This is a genomic window from Acidithiobacillus sp. (assembly GCF_023229925.1).
Lineage (GTDB): Bacteria > Pseudomonadota > Gammaproteobacteria > Acidithiobacillales > Acidithiobacillaceae > Acidithiobacillus.
In genome coordinates this window covers 498445-520213 of sequence record NZ_JALNYM010000002.1, presented here as the reverse complement: position 1 = coordinate 520213, position 21769 = coordinate 498445, and the positions used below count along the sequence as shown (strand labels likewise).

At 52.5% G+C, this 21769-nt stretch carries 25 protein-coding genes; 10 read left to right on the top strand and 15 right to left on the bottom strand.

Going from position 1 to position 21769, the window contains the following annotated elements:
* Positions 1-17: 17 nt before the first annotated feature.
* The 7 genes from M0P56_RS09005 to M0P56_RS08980 form a co-directional block, all read right to left on the bottom strand.
* On the bottom strand, positions 18-296 hold the full coding sequence (locus tag M0P56_RS09005; protein ID WP_291509712.1) for a CopG family ribbon-helix-helix protein: 279 nt from the start codon (positions 294-296) through the stop codon (positions 18-20).
* A gap of 185 nt (positions 297-481) precedes the next feature.
* Positions 482-946, bottom strand: coding sequence for a PIN domain-containing protein (locus tag M0P56_RS09000; RefSeq protein WP_291509711.1), 465 nt, complete (start codon positions 944-946; stop codon positions 482-484).
* 5 nt (positions 947-951) lie between these two features.
* Positions 952-1185, bottom strand: a complete 234-nt coding sequence (locus M0P56_RS08995; RefSeq protein WP_291509710.1) for a type II toxin-antitoxin system Phd/YefM family antitoxin — start codon at positions 1183-1185, stop codon at positions 952-954.
* Positions 1186-1583: 398 nt separating this feature from the next.
* Positions 1584-1721: a type II toxin-antitoxin system RelE/ParE family toxin gene (locus tag M0P56_RS12430; protein ID WP_366110007.1), complete on the bottom strand. Its 138-nt coding sequence runs from the start codon at positions 1719-1721 to the stop codon at positions 1584-1586.
* Between the two features lie 31 nt (positions 1722-1752).
* Complete coding sequence (locus tag M0P56_RS08990) at positions 1753-2046, bottom strand: addiction module antidote protein (RefSeq protein WP_014028562.1); 294 nt, start codon at positions 2044-2046, stop codon at positions 1753-1755.
* A 1-nt stretch (position 2047) separates the two neighbouring features.
* Positions 2048-2281 (bottom strand): type II toxin-antitoxin system RelE/ParE family toxin, encoded by a 234-nt coding sequence (locus M0P56_RS08985; protein WP_291509709.1) that lies wholly within the window; start codon positions 2279-2281, stop codon positions 2048-2050.
* Between the two features lie 691 nt (positions 2282-2972).
* Positions 2973-3188, bottom strand: coding sequence for a hypothetical protein (locus tag M0P56_RS08980; protein WP_291509708.1), 216 nt, complete (start codon positions 3186-3188; stop codon positions 2973-2975).
* A 641-nt stretch (positions 3189-3829) separates the two neighbouring features.
* On the opposite strand from M0P56_RS08980, the gene rfbF reads away from it, so the two are divergent.
* The 5 genes from rfbF to M0P56_RS08955 all read left to right on the top strand — a co-directional run bounded on the left by rfbF (position 3830) and on the right by M0P56_RS08955 (position 8976).
* Positions 3830-4618: a glucose-1-phosphate cytidylyltransferase gene (rfbF, locus tag M0P56_RS08975; RefSeq protein ID WP_291509707.1), complete on the top strand. Its 789-nt coding sequence runs from the start codon at positions 3830-3832 to the stop codon at positions 4616-4618.
* 45 nt (positions 4619-4663) lie between these two features.
* Positions 4664-5731 (top strand): NAD(P)-dependent oxidoreductase, encoded by a 1068-nt coding sequence (locus tag M0P56_RS08970; protein WP_291509706.1) that lies wholly within the window; start codon positions 4664-4666, stop codon positions 5729-5731.
* 106 nt (positions 5732-5837) lie between these two features.
* Positions 5838-6389 carry a dTDP-4-dehydrorhamnose 3,5-epimerase gene (gene rfbC, locus M0P56_RS08965; RefSeq protein ID WP_291509705.1) on the top strand — a complete coding sequence of 184 codons (552 nt, stop codon included), beginning with the start codon at positions 5838-5840 and terminating at the stop codon, positions 6387-6389.
* Positions 6386-7609 (top strand): class I SAM-dependent methyltransferase, encoded by a 1224-nt coding sequence (locus M0P56_RS08960; protein WP_291509704.1) that lies wholly within the window; start codon positions 6386-6388, stop codon positions 7607-7609. The genes rfbC and M0P56_RS08960 overlap by 4 nt, the downstream gene beginning before the upstream one ends.
* A 53-nt stretch (positions 7610-7662) precedes the next feature.
* Positions 7663-8976, top strand: a complete 1314-nt coding sequence (locus M0P56_RS08955; protein WP_291509703.1) for a hypothetical protein — start codon at positions 7663-7665, stop codon at positions 8974-8976.
* A gap of 32 nt (positions 8977-9008) precedes the next feature.
* Here the strand turns inward: M0P56_RS08955 and M0P56_RS08950 are convergent, their stop codons facing one another.
* The 8 genes from M0P56_RS08950 to M0P56_RS12425 form a co-directional block, all read right to left on the bottom strand.
* Positions 9009-9638 carry a DapH/DapD/GlmU-related protein gene (locus tag M0P56_RS08950; RefSeq protein WP_291509702.1) on the bottom strand — a complete coding sequence of 210 codons (630 nt, stop codon included), beginning with the start codon at positions 9636-9638 and terminating at the stop codon, positions 9009-9011.
* Between the two features lie 91 nt (positions 9639-9729).
* Complete coding sequence (locus tag M0P56_RS08945; RefSeq protein WP_291509701.1) at positions 9730-11289, bottom strand: oligosaccharide flippase family protein; 1560 nt, start codon at positions 11287-11289, stop codon at positions 9730-9732.
* 698 nt (positions 11290-11987) lie between these two features.
* Complete coding sequence (gene lhgO, locus M0P56_RS08940; protein WP_291509700.1) at positions 11988-13184, bottom strand: L-2-hydroxyglutarate oxidase; 1197 nt, start codon at positions 13182-13184, stop codon at positions 11988-11990.
* A gap of 103 nt (positions 13185-13287) precedes the next feature.
* Positions 13288-14217 carry a glycosyltransferase gene (locus tag M0P56_RS08935; protein ID WP_291509699.1) on the bottom strand — a complete coding sequence of 310 codons (930 nt, stop codon included), beginning with the start codon at positions 14215-14217 and terminating at the stop codon, positions 13288-13290.
* Between the two features lie 13 nt (positions 14218-14230).
* The gene (locus M0P56_RS08930; RefSeq protein ID WP_291509698.1) at positions 14231-15157 is read right to left on the bottom strand and encodes a glycosyltransferase family 2 protein; all 927 of its coding nucleotides are present in this window, start codon (positions 15155-15157) and stop codon (positions 14231-14233) included.
* A 120-nt stretch (positions 15158-15277) separates the two neighbouring features.
* The gene (locus tag M0P56_RS08925; RefSeq protein WP_291509697.1) at positions 15278-16519 is read right to left on the bottom strand and encodes a hypothetical protein; all 1242 of its coding nucleotides are present in this window, start codon (positions 16517-16519) and stop codon (positions 15278-15280) included.
* A 192-nt stretch (positions 16520-16711) separates the two neighbouring features.
* Entirely contained in the window at positions 16712-16930 is a 219-nt protein-coding gene (locus tag M0P56_RS08920; RefSeq protein WP_291509696.1) for a hypothetical protein, read from the bottom strand.
* Between the two features lie 121 nt (positions 16931-17051).
* On the bottom strand, positions 17052-17252 hold the full coding sequence (locus tag M0P56_RS12425) for a DUF6444 domain-containing protein (RefSeq protein ID WP_366110003.1): 201 nt from the start codon (positions 17250-17252) through the stop codon (positions 17052-17054).
* 339 nt (positions 17253-17591) lie between these two features.
* Here M0P56_RS12425 and M0P56_RS08915 point away from each other — a divergent pair, with 339 nt between their 5' ends.
* From M0P56_RS08915 to M0P56_RS08895, 5 genes are read left to right on the top strand one after another with little or no spacing between them, the layout of a single operon-like run.
* On the top strand, positions 17592-18623 hold the full coding sequence (locus tag M0P56_RS08915; protein WP_291509695.1) for a glycosyltransferase: 1032 nt from the start codon (positions 17592-17594) through the stop codon (positions 18621-18623).
* Positions 18624-18625: 2 nt separating this feature from the next.
* On the top strand, positions 18626-19780 hold the full coding sequence (locus M0P56_RS08910; RefSeq protein ID WP_291509694.1) for an FAD-binding oxidoreductase: 1155 nt from the start codon (positions 18626-18628) through the stop codon (positions 19778-19780).
* A complete protein-coding gene (locus tag M0P56_RS08905; protein WP_291509693.1) occupies positions 19781-20575 on the top strand; it encodes a hypothetical protein in 795 nt (264 codons plus the stop codon).
* 8 nt (positions 20576-20583) lie between these two features.
* Positions 20584-21405 (top strand): sugar phosphate isomerase/epimerase, encoded by an 822-nt coding sequence (locus tag M0P56_RS08900; protein ID WP_291509692.1) that lies wholly within the window; start codon positions 20584-20586, stop codon positions 21403-21405.
* Complete coding sequence (locus tag M0P56_RS08895; RefSeq protein ID WP_291509691.1) at positions 21402-21758, top strand: EamA family transporter; 357 nt, start codon at positions 21402-21404, stop codon at positions 21756-21758. The genes M0P56_RS08900 and M0P56_RS08895 overlap by 4 nt, the downstream gene beginning before the upstream one ends.
* The last annotated feature ends 11 nt before the right edge of the window (positions 21759-21769 follow it).

Below are 21769 nucleotides of genomic sequence, written 5' to 3'. Positions count from 1 at the left end.
TGGTCAATCGGCGTGCCTCAGCGCGGCAGCGGCAGCGGTTCGTCGGTGCTGAGGCTATCGGCCCAGGCTTGCACGGGCTGGTGGTCGATGACCTGGCCAGCGTCCACGTCGGCCAGGGCCTCGCGGGTCAGGCGGCTGCGCTCTTCCTCCTGATCGATCCAGGCCGCCAGCGCCTGTTTCATGATCCAGCCACGCGAATGCTCCAGGCGTGCGGCCATCTGATCAACCTTTTTGGCGAGCGGGAGGGGGATGTGTGCGGTCAGCACTTTGGTTTCAGGTGGCATTTGTCGGTTCATCGGATACGTCCCTCCTGATAAGCGGTGATTTACTTTAATTGACGGGGAAGTGTTGTAATCCGGCCGTTATATGCGCGCGAAATTCGTCGGAAATCCGGTGCGCATCCACCACGTCCACCCCGCGCGCAAACCGAATTCACCCCGCTTGCTCGTCGTACCCGGAATGGTGGCGCGCGGTCATGGCGCTATCTGCTTTCCCGCTGACCAATGTTCAGGATGCTGGCAAGTAACGGGGCATAGGGCGTAACAAACGGATTGACGACGGTCACACCATGCCAGGTAAAGCCATGGTGTAAATCTTCGCTGAGCAGGAGACGACAGCGGCTTTCCGCCGCCACCGACAGAATCAGCGCGTCCCATATCTGCAGGCCATGATCGACGGAAAGATCCAGCGCAGATTGAAAAGCTACCCATGACGAATCGACGACCTCGAAACTATCCGCCCAGGCCAGAATAGCCTCCCGAGCGGTAGTGGCATCGCGTTTGGCTTTGCCGGTAATCACTCGATACAACTCGCCGAGGGTTTGCGCCGGTAGCAATACCCCTTCAGCGGGCAACTGTTCGACCAATGCGATGGCGGCATTACAGCGCGCATCGTCTCCAACGCCCTCCGCATAAGCCAGGATATTCGTGTCAAGGGCGACCCGCATGGCTATCACTCGTACAAATCATCCCGCGACCAATTGCGTGCACCCGTCCGCCCTTGTGTGCATAACCGGGCTAGCAAACTAGTCTTTGCCGCGCTGCGCTGGGCGTTGTGGGCGCTGGTGGGCGAGATGGTCGCCACAGGTCTGCCTCTGGATACCACGGTGAAGGTTTCCCCTTGGCTTACTTCGCGCAACACACTAGAAAACTGGCGGTTGGCATCTGCGGCAGTCACTGTTCTCATACCAACTCCTTGTATAATAGGTCCAAGCACTACTTTACTTTAAGAACACAGAGGGTCTCCGTCAAGCTCGTCTGATCACCCAGAAACTTGCTGCTATCTATCTGGACATGTTGTGAATGTACAGATAATTTTGTACATATTAATACGTGTGAAGGAGTTGATCATGAAGCAGGTGGCATTCACGGAACTGCGTAACCACGCGAAGCAGTATTTTGATCCGGTGGAATCAGGTGAGCCGTTCGGGTCTTGCGCAACGGCAAGCCAGTAGCGGATATTGTGCCACTGATGGCTGATATTCCTTCTTGGAAGCGGCGTGCTGCTCGCCCACTCACCCTGGATGGGATCTCTGCCAGTCGCGTGATCTTGGAAGAGCGTGATGCGGAACGGCAGAACTGACCTTACCGATGCACGTCTTTTTTGATCAGGGCCTGAATCTGCTTAGGCGTTTTTTGCGTCTTTTTGACGAAAGCATGCAAAATCACAACGCGTTTCCCGGATGCGGCGACGCATATGGCTCTGGGGGAAGGAAAGGCCATTGCCGGGCAGCTTTGTCAATACTACTCCCCTTTACGCCGCCCGCCCTTTGGCTGTCAACTCGATTCCCAGAGCTTTCATGACCGCGAGCGTGGTCTTGAGCGTCGGGTTGCCGCGCTCGCTGAACGAACGGTAGAGCTGTTCGCGGGAAAGTCCGGTTTGCCCGGCGATCTGGGCCATGCCCTTGGCGCGAGCGACAACACCCAGGGCATGAGCGATATAGCCAGCGTCGCCAGACTCGAACGCGTCGGCCATGAAGACCGCAATGGCTTCGTCAGAAGTTAGCCCTTCGGCGGGGTCGAAAGTGGTCAGTTGTTGTTCAGTCATGTCAGTTACTCCATTCGTCGGCCTTACCAGCAATCCGCTTTGCGGCCTTGATATCCCTTTCCTGTGTACTTTTGTCGCCGCCGCAGAGCAGGACGATAATCGTATCCCCTCGTTTCTCAAAATAGACGCGATAGCCCGGGCCATAGTGGATACGCAATTCGCTGATCCCCTCTCCAACCGGTTCCACGTCGCCAGCGTGACCGTAGGCGAGGCGATTCAGCCTTGCAGAGATCAAGCCTCTGGCGCGTTCATCCTTGAGCTTCGTCCACCACTTAATGTCTCGGTTTGCTTGAGTTCAATCGTCACATGATCCATGTGGCAACAGTGGTTTATAGACTACCGCGAGTCAAGTCAGGACTTGATGAGAGATTGACAAACCGGTTCGAGTTCCGCCAGCGTGCCAAAGGAAAGGGGTGCGTCGGCGCGGATCAATACGCCGTTCATGTGGACCAGCGCGGGCACTTGGTACGGCCGGCTGGCATTCGTCACCAATTGGGCGTTGAACCGGGAAGTACGTGGATCATGGCGATGCACGAAGACGGGATGCTGCGATTGACCGGCACTGGAGAAGCGGCCCGCAAGGGGCGTGGCCTATTATGCGAATTGGCCCCCAATGCCACGATGGATCGACAATTGGCGAACAAAAATCTTTCATATAGACGTCATGAAACTTTCATATAGTCGGCATTCGCCGATTTCAAAGGGTTGCACAAACTGAAAAGCGCCACGAGGACCTGTTTTGTGGGAGGGGTGGTGCTCTACGATGGCGATGCGGTCGCCTCTTTTGGCGATGGTCTATACGCCGTGCCACTATCTTGTCTGTGGCGATGACTGGTCTCAACGGGATCCGGGAAATCCATGGGGCAGTGCTTGCCCCGCAAAATTAGGTCGCGTGACTTCAACCGCACGTCGATTTCATCCCAAGGTCAGTCCGGCAGCTTTTTCTGCCCCTTCCATTGCCGGAAACGATCTATTTCCTTGCTGACCCCAGGGGCTACCGGAGCGCCATGGGAGCTCGCCAGCGCCCGGTACATTTCCAGGGTGGCTTCCGCCAGACGATCCTGGGCGCGCAGGATGAATACGGGTTCATCCGCACCGATGCCAGGGATGTGTACATTGCCATATTTGCCTGAACTTGCCATGACGGTGTCCTCCGCAAAAGCAGCCTGTTTTTAGCCACCCATTTGAAACTATAGGCCAGGATTTTTGAAAATCAATGGCAAAAACCAAGGGCATGTCCATTTTATGGCACATCATGAAACATTATTCTGGCCATGGCGATACAGGGTATATTTTCGTTCATAAATATTTCCCGATGCGTGCCACAGTTCCGGCGCGATCCATAGCGCCCAGACTATGCTGACTAACACGATGACCATAGCCAAAAGGCTGTGCACAAAGATGACGGCTTGCGGTGTGACTTACGGCCGTCAGGCCGATTATCGCCGTAGAAAAGCAATAGAGCATCGGCGGCACCTCTTAAGCTCCGTGCCAGCGTTGCCCCCTTACTTCGTCATACTCCATTTCACTGAGGCGTCAACTGACACCGGAATCGTAGTCGATCACATAACTTCCCTATGGACTTAACGATCTATTACTTGATGAGGAATCATAACATGGCAATTTAGAAAAATAGAATAGACCCACATGAGACTTAAAAGCGGGACAAAACCGCTTATGTTAGTCCGCAGATGGATTTGCGTGCCAACCCGTCCTTGCGCCAACGCGGGGTTCCGGTATAAAATTTTTTCATGGTTCTCCCGGAATGAGGCAAGTTGCCTGAATGAAAGCTGTCATATTGGCCGGTGGGTTCGGAACCCGGCTGGCGGAAGAAACGGGGGTACGTCCCAAGCCCATGGTCGAGATTGGGGGGATGCCCATTTTATGGCACATCATGAAACACTACTCGGCCCATGGCGTTCAGGAATTCATCATCTGCCTCGGCTACAAGGGCTTCATGGTCAAGGAGTTTTTCACGAGTTATCTGTTGCGCCGATCGGATGTGACCATTGATCTGGCCACCAACGATCTGCATTACCGGCGCCACGACGCCGAACCCTGGCGTATCCACTTGGTAGAGACCGGCGCGCAATCCATGACCGGTGGGCGCCTGCGCCGGGTGAGCGAGTACCTGGACGCGGATGAGCCTTTTTGCATGACCTATGGCGATGGGGTCAGCGATGTGAACATCAGCGCCGAGATCGCCTTTCACCGGCAGCACGGGCGTAAGGCCACCCTGCTGGCCGCGCAGCCGCCAGGCCGTTTCGGCGCCTTCGGACTCCACCCCCACGACGATCATGTCCCCTATTTCCGTGAAAAACCGGAGGGCGACGGGGCTTGGGTGAGCGGCGGGTTCTTTGTCCTGAATCCGGAGGTTCTAGACTACATCGAAGGTGACGATACCGTATGGGAGAGAGGACCCATGGAACGGCTGGCCCACGAGAACGAACTGATGGCCTATCGCCACAGTGGCTTCTGGCACCCGATGGACACATTAAGAGACAAGCAATACCTCGAATCCCTCTGGGCCGAGGGGCAGGCACCCTGGTGTGCCTGGACTGACGAACAGTAATCATCAGAGAACCGCAAACATTCATTAACAAATACAGGAGTGACCATGAAAATTCTCATTACCGGCAATCTCGGCTACATCGGCCCGGTGCTTATTCGCCACCTGCGTAGAACCCGCCACGGGGCACGGATCGAAGGCCTCGACCCAGGGTTTTTCGCTGGTGCGCTGACTACAGGTGGTCCGTGGCCGGAAAGCGCCCTCGATGTCCAGCATTACGCTGATGTGCGCGACTGCGATCCTGGCCTGCTTTCGGGAGTGGATGCGGTGGTGCATCTCGCGGGGCTGTCCAACGATCCCCTCGGCAAGGCCTTCGAGACACTCACTGAAGACATCAACCAAACCGCCACCTTGCGCGTGGCGAGGCTCGCACGCGCTGCCGGAGTCAAGAGTTTCGTCTTCGCATCCAGTTGCAGCGTCTATGGTGCAGGATCGGACACCCCGCGCCGCGAGCACGATGCGCTCGCCCCGCTGACCGCCTACGCCCGCTCCAAGGTGGGTAGTGAGAAAGAACTCGAAACCTTGGCTGGCCCGGACTTTCGCGTTACCGCATTGCGTTTTGGCACGGCCTGCGGCATGAGTGAGCGTTTGCGCCTGGATCTGGTAATCAACGACTTCGTCGCCACGGCGCTCGCTAAGGGAAGCATTGAAGTGCTCTCCGATGGCAGCCCTTGGCGCCCCCTGATTCACATTGAGGACATGTGCCGCGCCATGGACTGGGCGCTCGACCGCAAGGCAGGTGAAGACTTCGAGGTGATGAATACCGGCTCCGACTCCTGGAATTATCAGATTCGTGACCTTGCCAAAGCGACCGCGGCGGCAGTTGGAGGTGTAGGAGTGTCCATCAACTCGGAGGCCGCCTCAGACAAGCGCTCCTATCGCGTGGATTTCAGCCACTTTCGCGAACTCGCGCCCGACCATCAGCCACAATGGACACTGGAACGTACGTTAGCCGATCTTAAAGTCGGACTCGAAGCCATTGGTTTCCGCGACGCGGCTTTCCGCGAAGGTTTCCTCATGCGTCTCAAGACCCTCACGCACCTGCGCGAGGGTGGCTGGCTCGATGCTGATCTGCGTTGGGTTCGTGCGCGTCAGGCAAGTGCCCCCTGGCGATAGGCCCAGGCGTGATTTTCCATCTGGAGCAAGGTGACATCATCAGCCGAGCGCAGCTTGCGGCACCTTTTGCCGATGTACGGGCGACTGGCGTGGCTTGGAGCGCGGCGTGAATATTCATGCCACCGCCCTGCGGGGAGTCGCTGTTGTGGCGACGCAGCCCTTCGCAGACCAGCGCGGCGCCTTCTCACGCTTCTTCTGCAAAGAGGAATTGGCGGCAATACTCGGCGACCGTGACATCGTCCAGATCAATCACTCCCGCACCAGCATGGTGGGTGCGATCCGGGGTTTGCACTACCAGCGCCCGCCCCATGCCGAAATGAAGCTGGTGCGTTGCATCCGGGGGCGTGTCTGGGATGTGGCGGTGGATTTGCGCGCCGGTTCACCGACGTTTTTGCAGTGGCATGCAGAGGAGCTGACGCCGGACAATGCCCGCATGCTGGTGATCCCGGAGGGTTGTGCCCACGGCTTCCAGGTGCTGGAAGCCGAAAGCGAATTGCTCTATTTGCATACCGCATACTATACCCCAGCCGCCGAAGGTGGCCTGTGCCATGACGAGCCCCGGCTCGGGATTACCTGGCCGCTACCCGTTGCCGATCTCTCCGCGCGTGACCGCCATCATCCACTACTGCACACCGATTATTTAGGAATGACCATATGAAATGTCGTCACTGCCAGAAGCCGCTCCAACATGTGTTCCTTGACCTCGGCTTCGCCCCGCCATCCAATGCCTACCTCTCCACGGCCGACCTCCTGGCGCCCGAACTGTACTTCCCGCTCAAGCTCTTTGTCTGCCACCATTGCTGGTTGGTGCAGACAGAAGACTACACCCAGGCGGACGAACTCTTTAGCGCGGACTATGCGTATTTCTCGTCCGTTTCCCAAAGCTGGCTGGAGCATGCGGCCCGCTATGCCAGCATGATCAGCACCCGGCTTGCGCTTGGGAAAGACAGTCTGGTCATGGAGGTGGCCGCCAATGACGGCTATCTGCTCAAGAATTTCCTGGCGGCCGGCATCCCCTGTCTGGGCATCGAGCCCACCGCGGGCACGGCTGATGCCGCAGAACGTCTGGGCATCCCGATTCTGCGTGAATTTTTCGGCCAGTCGCTGGCGGAAAGCCTCGCTGCCCAGGGCAAACGCGCAGACCTCATCATCGGCAACAATGTCTACGCCCATGTACCGGACATCAACGACTTCACGGCTGGCCTCAAGGCCGCCCTCAAAGACTCGGGCACCATCACCCTGGAATTTCCTCATCTGATGCGCCTTCTGGAAAACACCCAGTTCGACACCGTGTATCATGAGCATTTCTCTTATCTTTCCCTGTATACCGTGAGCCGGATCTTCGCAGAAGCGGGCCTGCGCGTATGGGATGTGGAAGAACTGCCCACCCACGGCGGTAGTCTGCGCATCTACGGTTGCCACGCGGAGGATGAACGGAATACGACCCCGGCGGTGGCGAAACTGCTGGAAGAAGAGGGCCAAGCGGGTCTACGCGACCTGGAAACCTACCGCGCCTTTCAACCTCGCGCCGACCGCGTAAAAGATGACCTCGTCACTTTTCTGATTGCGCAAAAGCGGGCGGGCAAGTCCGTTGCTGCCTATGGTGCGGCCGCCAAAGGCAACACCTTGCTCAACTACGCGGGCATCAAGCCGGATTTGCTGCCATACGTCTGCGATGCCGCGCCGTCCAAACAGGGGAAATTCCTCCCCGGTTCCCACATTCCTATTTTGCTTCCTGCCGTGCTCAAGGAGCGCCGCCCGGATATCGTTCTGATCCTGCCCTGGAACATCGCAGACGAAGTCCGGTTGCATTATGGTTATATCCATGATTGGGGTGGACAATTTGCAGTTGCCGTACCAGAGCTTGTGGTCAGCTAAGCTGCGCATTTCCCCCAAGGACGCTGCGGCGCCCCTTTTAAGGAGTACACCCCATGATGGTCATCGACAAATTCCTCGCTGAGCGCGAGGTCCAGGGGCAGCCCATCCGTGTCGGCATGATCGGTGCCGGCAGCCAGGCGCGTGGCATTGCCTTGCAACTCGTTGCACGCCATGCACCCGGATTGCGGCTCGTGGCCATAGCCAACCGCCACCTTGAAGGCGCCCGCCACGCGTACGCGCAGGCTGGAGCCGAGGACACCGTTGCGGTAGAGAGCCCGGTCGCCCTCTTGCAGGCCATTGCCGAAGAGCGCTACGCAGTTACCGAGGATGCCACGCTACTTACCGACTGTCCGCAGATAGACGTGATCCTGGAGATTACTGGCACCGTGGACTATGCCGCAGGCATGGTTCTACGCGCCATTGAACATGGCAAGCATGTGGTCATGGTAAACGCGGAGCTCGACGGCACCGTCGGACCGATCCTCAAGGTCTATGCTGACCGCGCCGGTGTGTGTCTGACGCAATCCGACGGCGACCAGCCCGGCGCCATCGCCAATCTCTATCGTTTTGTGCGCTCCATCGGCGCCGAGCCGGTGCTCGCGGGCAATATCAAGGGCCTGCACGACCCTTATCGCACCCCTGACACTCAGGCCGAATTCGCGCGGCGCTTCCATCTGGGCGCACCTTTGGCGACATCCGCTGCGGATGGAACGAAGATTTCCTTTGAGATGGCGATAGTGGCCAATGCCTTCGGCTTGAGCGCTGCCCGCCGCGGTATGTACGGACCCACCGTGCCGATGGGGACCCAGGTGCGAGAAGCTCCAGGCTGGTATCCCCCTGAGGCACTCGAAATCCCCGGCGGCACTGTGGATTATGTGGTTCAGGCCGAGCCGGCGCCGGGCGTATTCGTCATCGCCCGCCACGACCATCCCGTGCAGCGCGAATATCTGAAATACTACAAACTCGGTGACGGACCTTACTACGTCTTCTATCGACCATATCACCTCTGCCATTTCGAGGCGCATCATAGTATCGCCCGCGCCGCACTCTTCGACGACGCCACGATGGCACCGATTGGCGGGCCACGGCTTGAGGTGATAACCACCGCCAAGCGCGATCTCGTTCCGGGCGAAGTGCTGGACGGATTTGGCGGTTTTCTGAGCTACGGTCTGGCCGAGAACGCCGATGTCGTCGCTCGCGATCGCCTATTGCCCATAGGGGTGGGCGAAGACTGCCGAATCAAGCGCGCAGTACCCAAGGATCAGGTGCTTACTTATGATGACGTCGAGCTGCCATCCGGACGACTGATAGAGCGTCTGCGCCGCGAACAGGCAGAGTATTTTCACATGCCGTATGGCGGGATCTGAACCGCTCGCCTGCGAAAAGTAGGCGACAGGTTTTATACCCTTTCCCAGTGTCCGCTTTGTGCGTTGTAGCGTTTGATTACGCGGGCCGGTGAGCCGACGATGACGCAGTAGTCGGGAAACTCCCCTCTAACCACGGAATTGGAGCCTACTATGCACTGCTTTCCCAGCACAGTGCCGGCCAGGAGTTTTGCGCCAGAACCAATAAAACAGTTTTCTCCGATAATAGTCTTCTTGACGATAAGCGGTTGTAACATTACAGGAACATCGATTTTTTCGTAGGCATGATCATTATCGGTTATGAACACGTCAAACGAAATAACGGTGTTCCGGCCGAGTACCACCCTATTGGCACAACTGATAGTCGCGTTTTGTTCGATGCTTACATTGTCTTCGATCACCAGGTCTGGTGTGAATATCTGCCCGAACCAACCGGTTTGCGCCTCCATTCTCAGGCCGACACCCATCCAAACGTTATCCCCAATACTGATGGATTTGGGGTTGGTTATAATTAATGGTGAACGTATAAAAGACCCCGCACCTAACCGGTTAAACATTTTTTTGTAGTAAACCTTAGTAACCAGCTTTGAATATAAGGTCTTTAACTTGATATATTTCATCCATATCGGTGCCCTCAAAAATTCAAAACTTTTTTTATATATCATAACACATTATCCTGCATATATTAGGTAGGTTTTCACCAATGCGATTGACATCTGTCGAAATATCATATATAAATCGCTGCCTGGATATGTGTCACTTGCGTCCCCATTTATATAAAATATTTTTAAGTCCGCCATCGTTTTTTAAGGAAATAATGATTGTTCGCATCTTATCTTTTCCAAGGGGCGTGACTAATGCCGTGCCAAGTGTTGACAGGATAAGCAACGTAAACATGAATAAAGAGGTCGCCACACTGTTTATTGGGATGAATTTGTGCACATAAATTTGGCGACCAAGGTATACCACAAGGAATGCGATGGTCAGGGGTAAACATGTATCAACAAGCGCCCATTGTTTCAGTTCGTTTTGGAATATCCTACTATGCATAATCGGCACCTCAATTAGCAGCATGGAGAGATTGACACATAACCATGTCCATGCCGCAGCTTGAATACCATACTTGGGGATAAAAACAAAGAGGGCAGGCACAGCAACTGCGGTTGCGATTAGCAAAAACGCCAATTTTAGTCGGTACCATCCAAATGCCAGTTGCGCCATGTAGGGAACATGGGTGAGACCATTAAATAAATTGCCGATAGCCAGAATTTCCAAAATCGGGCCAACTATTGATGCCAGTTGCGTACTTCCTGTCCATAACATCAGGATCGTTCGGGAGAACAGCACCAATATCAACGACGCGGGCATCAATGCGATGCTTAGCAACTGTACAAAATGATGGTATTCTTGTGCCAAGGTCTTTTCATCCCCCATGGTGACCAGCGCGGTAAAGCGCGGATAGGCTACGTTGCTTATGGGGCCGACCAGAATGTATAACGCGCCTGCAACCGAACTCGCTAAAGCATAGTAACCAAAGTCGGCTAATGTTACCATGCGTGATAGCAATAACTTATCGAGTTGTGTAAGAATGGTTGACATTATTCCTATGACACCGATCCCCGCAATGAACCCTTTAGCGGAGCGCAATAGTCCTAATCGTATCTCCGCCTTATTTGTTAAGGGGGGCAAGTAACTATGTATCCTAAAGTACAGAACAAACATTTCTATGGTGTAACTTATTGCCTGAAAAGCAAAAAACAATTCCAGGGACCTGAAAAAAAATGCTAGCAGTAGCGCCGATCCTACACTTCTTATGGTTGCCATAATACTTGTAAAGATGTTTAACCACACCTGATTCTGAAGACCTTGTATCGCGCTTTTATATATCGTGGACATCCAACGAATAGCTATAATATAGCCAACGATCATCAGCGAATGTGTTACGGTGTCAGTAGAGAGCGGCCCTAGCTTTAGCCAAGTGGTTGCCAACCAGCGCGAGCCCGCTATGACAGACACGCCGATCATTATTGACATGATCACATAAATAACTTCAATGGTCTTTAATGTATCATGTATATCTTTTTTACTTACCGCACCCGCCGCGAAGCGTGACATCTCCCGATTTATCGTCGGAGATAGCCCCATATCCAGCAATGTGAACCAGATCTGCAGGGACCCATATATTCCGATTACCCCGTACGAATATATCCCCAAATATTTTATATAAACAGGGATAAACACCAGTCCCATCAACGCTGTCCAGCCGCCGCCAATGAAATTGGCAATGATGTTAAATTTTTTTCGCTTCGATTCCATCTGTGTTAGGCCACCATGGCACTTGCGCGTGGGTATCGCCTGTAGATTGTCGGTCGGTAGGCTGTTGCTGCTCCCACTCCCACGCATGCTCGAAGATGATCAACGGGGTCCTCGACGCGCGACCGCATTTCCAGTTCTTGCCGTATCTTTTTGCTATCTGTTACGAGTACAGTGTCGCTGCCGTCGGGGCAAGATTCCTCGGTTTGCGCCAGAACTCGTCGGAAACGGCGCGCAGCGGCGGTTCCGGACGTGGATGTAGTCGTGCATGGAGTAATAATCGTAGCCTTAGATGGCAATGTGGCAGCGCCGCGGTCTACGCTTTCTTGGGTAGTCTGGCGGATGATGACGACTTCGTCAGGGGTTAGGCGCATGGGAATCAGTCCATCCGCAGGCAGGATACGTTGGGGCTGAAGAGGTCCGCAGCGTCCTGATATCTGCCCAGGTTCTGGACGGAAGCCAGCAGTGGGCAACACCGGCGACGGGCATGCCATATTATTCCCTGCGCAGGGCGTCAATCGCTGTTTTAAGCGCATCATGGCAGCAGCCAACCCGCCGTGTTGCCGGCTCTTGGGGTGCTCTGTAGTGAGGAGGCTCAACAAATGGGCGCAAGATGGTATTGTTGAGCATGGGATTGGCACATTCAGGCGGTGAACTCGCTTGGATCGTAGGGGGTTATAGCATGGGGTGTCAAGGAGTGGCTATCCCGGTAGTTCCCCGCATTTCTGGGCGATCATGGCGCCAATCGGAATCGCGGATGTCGCGGCGGGGGAGGGGGCGTTGCAAACATGGAGCATACGCTTCGTCTCCTTGATCAGGAAATCGTGAATAGCGGCCCCCTCCCTGGAAACGGCCTGTGCCCTGACGCCGGTGCGATAAGGCTGTAGATCATCGAGTTCAAGCGAGGCACAGTATTTGCGGCACTCCGCCAGGTAGGCTCGCCTACTCAATGAACCTCGCAATTCATGCAACGCATGGTGGCGATATTGCAGAATGAGCTTCCAAAAACCCGGATAAGCGGCGAAATCCAAAGAGTCGCGAAGATTGAAGGATGACTTTTGGTAACCCTCGCGGGCGAAACCAATGACCGCATTCGGCCCAACGGTGACACTGCCGTCTATCATGCGGGTAAGATGTATGCCGAGAAATGGCAGCGAAGGATCCGGTGCGGGATAAATAAGATGTTTCACGATATGATTCTTTTCCGGTGGCAGTTGGAAGTATTCCCCGCGGAAGGGCACGATGCGGAAGTCCACATCCAGCCCGGCAAGCGCTGCCAACCGATCTGATTGAGCCCCCGCGCAGGCAACGAACTTTTTGGCCCGCCAGGAATTCCCCTCCGCGCCGATCTCCACATGCGCGTCTTTTTCCGCGATGCTATCGACCGTAATGCCATAATGAACTTCGCCGCCCTGTTCAGCGACGAGTTCAGCCATCTTACGGCACATGGCAGCGAAGTCGGTGATGGCTGTCTCCGGGCTATAAAGCGCCGCCACCCCGCTGATATTTGGTTCCCGGCGACGGAGTTCCTCTCCGTCGATCCGTTCGAGACTTAGGCCGTTGGCGTGCGCACGTGCATACAGCGCATCAATGCGCTCACGCTCGATATCATTCGTCGCCACAATGAGTTTGCCGCATTCCTCAAAAGGCAGGCCGTGGTCACGACAGAATGCTTTGCTTGCATTGAGTCCGTCACGACATAACTGCGCCTTCAGGCTTCCCGGCGCGTAGTAGATACCCGCATGAATGACCCCGCTGTTATGCCCGGTTTGATGGAGGCCCGGGCTATTTTCCTTTTCAAGGAGGAGCAGACTTGCACCAGGGTGCAACTGCAAAAGCTGCATCGCCGTTGCGAATCCTACAATGCCACCGCCAACCACACAAAAGTCGTAGATCATGGGTTCCTCGTCACCTGTGAACGGACAGCCTGAAATCAATGCTCATTCAATCGCCAAGTAAGGTGGATTGCCCGGAGGCTAGCGGTCATTCATAGCGCGCCCTTTATGGATTCGTAAGCCAGAAACGTTTGTGCATCGTGCACCGATCAATCACCCGTTTCGGCAGACGGCGATATCCGAGTCCCAGCTTATAACCGAAATATTTCAGCACAGTGCGCAGTGCGGCCGATGGCAAGTATTGCGGCGCGTTGGCCAAAAGATATCTTATTTCCGATGTTACGAAACGATAACCTTCGCCTTCTGGTTTGCCAAGCTCCCGCAACATCCAGCCTTGGTTGTCATGGAAAACGCCAATATCAAAATATCTTTTAAACTCCTGAAGTAGCGTGTATCCGTGCGAGTGGAAAACTTCCGCTTCCGCCACATACGCAACGGACCAGCCCGCTTGCAGCATTTTGGCGGCTACCACCATGTCTTCACCAAAAATTAATTTCTCGGGAAATCCCCCCACGGCGAATAGTGCGCTTGTTCTGTAGGCCGCGAACGAGTCAGAACTAAAAGCCACCTTGATACCCATGCTTTTCTTGTCCGCCAAGGTTCTCTTGTTGGACTGTGCTGGATAATTAAACAGTCGAGCATGGGCCTCGATGGGAGACGCACCCTTCCGCGGCAGTTGCCGACCGTAAGCCACGCCGATGCTGGGGTCGTTGAATACCTCCACCAAAGACTCCAGCGCAGCAGGGGAAGCCAGTATGGCATCTTGCGTCATATAAATAAGAATGTCGCAATCTCTTAGCCGCTCCGCCGCCATCTGTCGGGTGCCACCATGATCGAAGTCATTCTTGTCTATACGGATCAGGTCGAAGCCGGCGTCCAGGGCGAACTTGTCGCTGTTGTCAGAGGAAGCAGAATCAATCGCAAGAATTACTGTAGGACGGCAGTGGCTAGCTTGTAGAATGGAGGCACAGTGCCGCCAAACAGTGCCGCCATTAAATATCGGCACTATAACAGCGACATTTTGGTTTTTTGTCATAGTTGCCCTGTAGTCACATAAATAAATACAATCCGATTGTACGCAACAACTTATGCTTCCGCAAACCTAGTCGGAATGATGTTATCCTACGAACAAGGAAGTTGTTCTCGTTCAATAACGCGAATTGCTTTAAAATAGCCATCTGCGGTTTTGACAAGACATGACAATATCGGTTCAAAAACGCCAGCGCTTGTATTTCCGTATCTAATATGTTTTGGTGTAGCTTGTTTCCCGGGAAAACATATTTTACTGCATTATAAAGGTTCCATCGCTTCGCGCCGGTATCATTTCCGCCGTGCTGCCTATATAGAATCGTGGCTTGCGGAATATGGTGGACTCTGCCAAAAGCCGCCGCAACTATCGCAATCCACCAGTCGTGCATTTTGGCGTCCTCTGGTATAGGCGTGGCCAATTCAGCTAAACTCCGGTTAATCAGTGTGGTACATCCTGTAACAACATTTTGTACCATCGCGTCCTTTAGGGTCGCTCCACGATTCGGATTGAGCCCCTGGTATTCCCAGAACGATTCGGCAATCGTATTAAGATTTTTGTCAACAACACGTAGATCGGTATGAACTAAAAGCGGAATGTCTGTGTCTCCGCCTAACATTTTAGCTTTGAAAAGGGTCATCTCGATTTTTCTCGGGAGCCATATATCGTCCTGGTCAGCGAACATTATATACTCTGCTGAGCTTTCGCTGAGTAAGGCCGTAAAGTTGCCGATAATCCCCAAGCGCAAATTATTGTTATCGATTATCGTGACTTTACCATTATGACGGGCTGCAAAGGACCTGACCTTGTATATAGTATCATCCGTCGAACAGTCGTCCCTAACTAATAATCGCCAATTGGCATAACTCTGTGAAGAAATAGAATCTAGCAACTGATCAATATAGCGCACACCATTAAATGTGGCAAGAAGAATGTCTACCTGTTCCATTTGTGGTCGACCTTATGCGGATAGAAGTTAAGAAAGCAATGACCGTCCGTCATTCTATGGTTAACCACGAATAGACTCATACTTTTGTTTGAACCACTGGTACTAGCTATTAATATGCCTTTACAACGCATTGCGCAGCCTCACGTTTGGTGAGTTGCTATGTTTGTGTCGCAACGAATAGCCTGCCGCAACAAAAAAGCTGAAGATTGCCCCGGCGGCAGATGAGGTAAGGTATGGATTGAAAAAACCAGAGACAATCCAAAGGGTGAACATGATAAGAAGAGTGACGTTCATTTTATTGAGCGGGAGAAATAAAAATGGTCTGGCTACCAGCGTAAGCAGAGCCATAATTCCCGCCACGCCGACAACGCCAATCTGCATAAGCAGTGCCACCCATTGAAGCTCATAGGAAAACTTGTCATGCTGATCACGAATGAAATGTGGGGCATGGAAACCGAGTCCATGCCCAATAATTGGGCTTGTTTCAAATTGTTTCAGCAGAATAGGAAGTTCCTTAAGTCGAATGTTATCCGATATAACTGTAGCGCTCGATGAAAATCTGCTGATGAACGCTTGAATCCATGCGTGATCTAACGCAATAATCAAGCCTGCAAAAAGGCCGAACGCAAGGAGGTATTGTCTGGCTATTCGAGAGTATGGCGTAGCAATAATTATGGCCGCGACAAGGTCTGCCCAAATATATCGACTGTAGGACGTGAAAGCAGTAAATATTATTACCATAATCAGTATGTGTGCAGATCTTTTGCCAAAAGTTCTATCTAAACCAAATGATTTCCCTAGAAGTAAGGAGTATATTGCGATAGGGCCGGCAAGGTCAGATGGCATCTCGAATCGGTACAAAAACCCGCCGATTGGCATGGTCATGATCTGAGTATCAAAATAGCGCCCAATACTTTGGGTAAGGCCGATAAAATCAATATGCATTGTTGCAGCATATAGGAGCAACAATAACTTCGTCGCTCCGATGAATGTGACTGCATAAATAATTATGCTATAGATGTTTTTGGGCGCCAATATTTCGTTTTTTAGCACTATATATGTAAACATTGGTATCAATATAGTAATGTCTATTGCCCTTAGCTGTGCGACGGGCATCGCAACACTTCCCAGATTATTTATTCCCATGGCCAGCCATATTATAGAGGCGATAAATGCGCAAAGAACCGCAACCAAATAATTTAATGACACGTTCACGTTGGACAGCAGAATCAGCGCCAACACAACAATAAAAGATATTAATTTTACATTTATTGATCCGATATGACCCGACGGCATCACTAGAGAAAGGAATAGAAATATTTGGAACGCAAAACCCGAAAGCGTTTTCGCAAGCGCTGACAACCTGGAATTTCCTTGACGGTAGGCAGCATCAAGATTTGCTCGATAATGGTTGACGTTGGTTAATCTATTAGACCTTGTAGTTAATGTCATAGATGTAGAGTCCCCGTCACTACGAGTGGGTAGCATAGGCAGATAACGTGAAGTGCATGGGTATCGAGGAGGAGGTAAGCTATGCTGAAATTCGCCCCATTCCTAGCCCATGGCCCCAATACCATTGGGCTCCAGGCGACGGAGTTGTGGTATACGAGCGTGGAGATGAGCCCCGTACTGAAAGAGGTCCAGGTGCCGCCGCCTATAGATATGCCCGTACCCGATATCATCGGTCGTATTGTAGCTATTCACGAGGGGTGTCGCTACCCCATCGCGGGCGCGGAAGCCAACGGGGACCTTTTGCTTGACCTTGTTGGGCATTCGTCTTGTATTTCCTGGGTGGATGGATCACCCCGCCTGGGGTCAGTAAAGTGTTGCAGCCAGCGTGAATCGCGGCGATTCGGTCTTTGCTGAGCGGACTGTCGCCTACTTCCCGGTTGGCTCAAACCGGACCAGTGCGCCAACTCTTTCCAGCGCAGAGTCCTGGTGGGCCTTCTGTCCGCCTCTGGGAGGTCGCCTCGCCTGGCACGCAAAGATTTGTGGGTGCGGGCTTACGCGGGCCATCCCAGGAAGGCGGTTTGCTGGAGTTGTGGCTGTCTTTGGCCACGCGCACGCCTAGCTCTTGTACGTGCGCCCAAAACATTTAGATTCAGATCCCCAAAATCCGATCGTTCCAACTCGCTCGGCTCAGATAGTTACATACGTCTCCTTGGGCATCTCTATGCCTACAGCAACTCTACCGTCGAAGGGGTGTCTGAATAGCTACAAAGATCACCTGATATCGCGGTAGGGATACCAACCTCCGATATTAGTCAGTCGCGGAATTCGGGATGGTTGTATGATGGTGGCATGCCCGCCTAAATTGCGCTATGATTTTGCAGTTACCCCATGTCAATAGGAGGCTTCGCATCGTGCAGGCCAATGTGGTATTTTTTGAACTGTCCGAGAAAAACTAGAATGCGAACTTTTTGGAGGTATATGAATGCCGTTCTATCCTATTTTTTTGTCTGTTGTGTATGTCATACGCAACCAACAACATAAATTAGAAAGTATATTGTCAGACACCGGTAGACACATTTCATCACTTGTCAGCGATTACGAAATAATTGTTGTCGATAATGCCTCTAACGATGAGAGTATATCCGTACTCAAGAACTTGACCGGAGAGAAAGGCCTTCCAAATTTGCAGGTTTACGCACTCACACAAGAAATCGATATAGACACAGCGACGTGGGTTGGCCTGGAGAACGCTTTAGGCGATTTTTTTGCCGTCATTGATCCTTTGGCGGAGGATATTGCCTTCTTGCCAGAGATGCTGGAAAAGTCGGTCTTAGGGGCCGAAGTGGTGTTTGCCAATAATACACAGAAGCCGAAAAAAAGTGTTGCGTATCGCATCGCTAATGCAGCATTCAATGCTATTTACAAATTTTCTAATGGCATTGACATGGCTAAGGATGCCCCTCAGTATCGCATCCTTAGCAAGAGAGTTGTAAATTTAATTCTTCAATATCCACAACCTGGGATTACCTATCGCCATCTACCGGTGACAGGTGGGTTTGCGCGAATCAACTTACAATACAGTTCAGCGCCGAAGATGTCGCACCCCAAGCGGCTTGGGGAGAGCGTCGACAGAGGAATAAATCTATTAGTATCGACAACCAAAATGCCGATGCGACTTGTTACGATGCTATCGCTTTTTGGAGCCGTTGCAAACCTGATCTACTCGATATATGTGGTTGCCATTGGCATATTCAAAGCGGACGTTTCACCAGGCTGGATCAGCCTGTCGCTACAGCAATCAGGCATGTTCTTATTGATTTCGCTCGTGCTATTGGTGCTTGGTGAATACATTATTCAGATGGCCAAGTTGTCCAACGAGGGGCCGCCGTATCACATCGGCCAGATGTTTACTAGCGCCATAATGACTCGCCGAGAAAAATTGAACATTGAGGAGGTGGCACCAATAACTACCAGCACTGGTACTTCCAATCCTGTTCCCGCACGAGTTACGTGATTATGGCTATAGATAGCCCGCTAGATGCCGTCATTATCGGAGGTGGCTTTTATGGCACGGCAATTGCCATATATCTCGCTAAACAACGCGGCCTAAAACGCATTCTATTGGTTGAGCGAGAGCCTGCGCTGCTGAGCCGTGCGTCATATAATAACCAGGCGCGCGTCCACAACGGTTATCACTATCCACGCAGTTTCACGACCGCGTACCGGAGCCGCGTTAATCTGCCAAAATTTATCCGCGACTGGCCACAAGCCGTTAAGCAGGACTTCGTCAAAGTATACGCAATTGCCTGTCGTAACTCCAAAGTCACTGCTAGGCAATTTGAACGGTTTTGCCGAGAAATAGGCGTCAGGATTAAGCCGGCAGATTCGGCACTGAAAGCATTGTTTGAGTCACACTTGATCGAGGACGTGTTTGAGGTGGAGGAGTACGCGTTCGATGCCACCAAACTAGCCCAATGGGCCGTGTGCGAGTTGGATGAAAGCGGCGTAAAGATTCGTCTTGAGACCCGTGTAACATCCATCTTCAAAGGGCCTAACAAGGCATTGCATATTGTGCTTCAATCCAAACATGATGGCGATGAATCAATCACCTGCCGTTACGTATTCAACTGCACCTATAGCGGCCTCAACCAGTTTGCTGGTGATTTCCCAGGTACCCGCATAGGCCTGAAACACGAAGTCGCAGAATTGGCACTGGTGCAGATGCCTCCGGCACTTCAGGACGTTGGCATCACAGTCATGGACGGCCCTTTTTTTTCTATGATGCCTTTTCCTGCTCTGGGACTACACACGCTCTCGCACGTCCGCTATACACCGCATATACACTGGAATGATGAACCTGTTGTCGATCCTTACCGGAAGTTAGCTCATTACGACCGCGCGACACGCATCGAACGTATGGTTCGGGACGCAGGGAGGTATCTGCCGACCATTTTTGAGTCTAAATATGTTGATTCTTTATTTGAAGTGAAGACAGTTCTGGTTAAGAATGAGGAAGACGATGGCAGACCAATTTTGTTTGAAAAACATCCAGAGTTGCCGGGCTGCTATTCCATATTAGGTGGAAAAATAGATAATATTTTCGATATTATTGAAAAGCTTGATGCAGAATATCTAATCTCTGAAAGTTTCATAGATAGGGAGGTGCGGTGAATGACGAATGCTCTTATAGGGTTTTCTGGATTTGTTGGTAGCGCACTTATTAAACAGGCTCAGTTCGGGGCACTGTACCGATCAACAAACATTGACGAGATAGAAGGTAAACTTTTCGATACAGCGTGCTGTGCTGGGGCACCGGCTCAAAAATGGATTGCGAATCGCGACCCCGAGGCGGATAGGCAGAAAATAGATGGACTGATAGCGCACCTAAAAACCATTCAATGTAAAACATTTATATTGATCAGCACTGTTGATGTATTCAAGATGCCGTTTGGCGTGAATGAGACTTCCTTAGTCGAGGAAACGGGGCTCCATGCCTACGGCTTACACCGACGACTCATCGAAAAATTTGTGGAAAACCACTTTCCTAACCACTTGATCGTTCGTCTCCCTGGATTGGTGGGACCTGGTCTGCGTAAAAATGTTGTTTTTGACTTTTTGAATCGCAATAATATAAATGCAATTGATAGCCGGTGGGAATTTCAGTTCTACCCGATCGTCAATCTCTGGTATGACATCCAGACTGCCGTGGATGCCGGTTTGAATTTGATTCATCTAACGGCTGCTCCGATCAGTGTTGCCGATGTATCTCTAAGAGGTTTCGGCAAGCCATTCGATCGAAAATTGATCAGTACACCCGCAAAGTATGATGTACGTACCCGCCATGCTGCATTGTTCGGTGCTAATGGTCACTATCAATATAGCGTCCACGACACGATTCAGGCGATCCGAGCCTACGCACAATCTGAGCCTGTGACCGTGAATCCAGCACCGGGGACGACAGCATGAGGTTGGCCATGTCAAATATCGCATGGGATATCACGGAAGACGAGGAGGTTTCCCAGTTACTCTGCCGATATAGCATTGATGCGGTTGACGTGGCGCCAGGCAAATACTTTCCTGATCCAGAAGGTGCGAGTGATCGGGATATAGCACATGTGAGTGCCTGGTGGACAAAACGTGGTATAGAAATTACTGGCATGCAGGCATTGTTGTTTGGTACTAATGGTTTGAATCTTTTTGGTCCTGCAGAGGTTCAGAATGCGATGCTGAGGCATCTGACAGCCGTATGCCGTATCGGTGGGCGTCTCGGGGCCACTCGACTGGTGTTTGGCTCGCCAAAAAATCGAGATCGTTCTGGACTGACCGATCAGAAGGCAATAGACGTTGCGGTGCCTTTTTTTAGACGTCTCGGCGATATCGCGGAATCTCACGGAGTCGTGGTTTGCCTTGAGCCTACCCCCCGCTGTTATGGCGCAAATTTTATGACCACAACCGCCGAAACTGTTCGCTTGGTGCAATATGTTGGCCACACGTCTATCAAGGTGCAATTAGATACAGGCGCTCTAACTATTAATGGCGATGATGCGGCGGCCGTACTTGATAGCTGCGCACAATCAGTTGGTCATGTTCATGCGAGCGAACCGGGGCTGCTCCCCATCGGGGACGGCAGTACCGACCATGGTAATGTCTCTGCGGCGCTAGAGAAAAATTTGCCGGGCCATGTTGTCTCGATTGAGATGTTGGCGACCGCAAACGAACCACATGTTGTGTCGATCGAAAGAGCGCTGAAATCTGCCATCAACAGCTACCGTATACCCAAAGGAGTGGGGCTATGAAATGGCTTATTCTCGTGCTAGGCATTGTCGCAAACGCCTCGGCCAGCGTCCTGGTGAAAATGGCCATGATGCCGCCACGAAAGTTCCCCACCCTCAGCGACCCTATGTCAGCAATGTCTAATTGGCCGTTTTGGCTTGGGCTTGGTCTCTACGGTGTCGCCTTCCTGCTCTACGCGGCTGCTCTTGCGCGATTGCCTCTTAATGTCGCTCAGCCGGTGCTTACATCAGGTGCAATCGCTACTGTAGCCTTGCTTTCCGTACTGCTTTTCAGGGAACCCTTTCACTGGACAACCGGTGGTGGCATCGTGCTGGTCATGGCCGGAGTAGCCCTGATCACAGCCAACATGGCATGAGAACAGAAAAG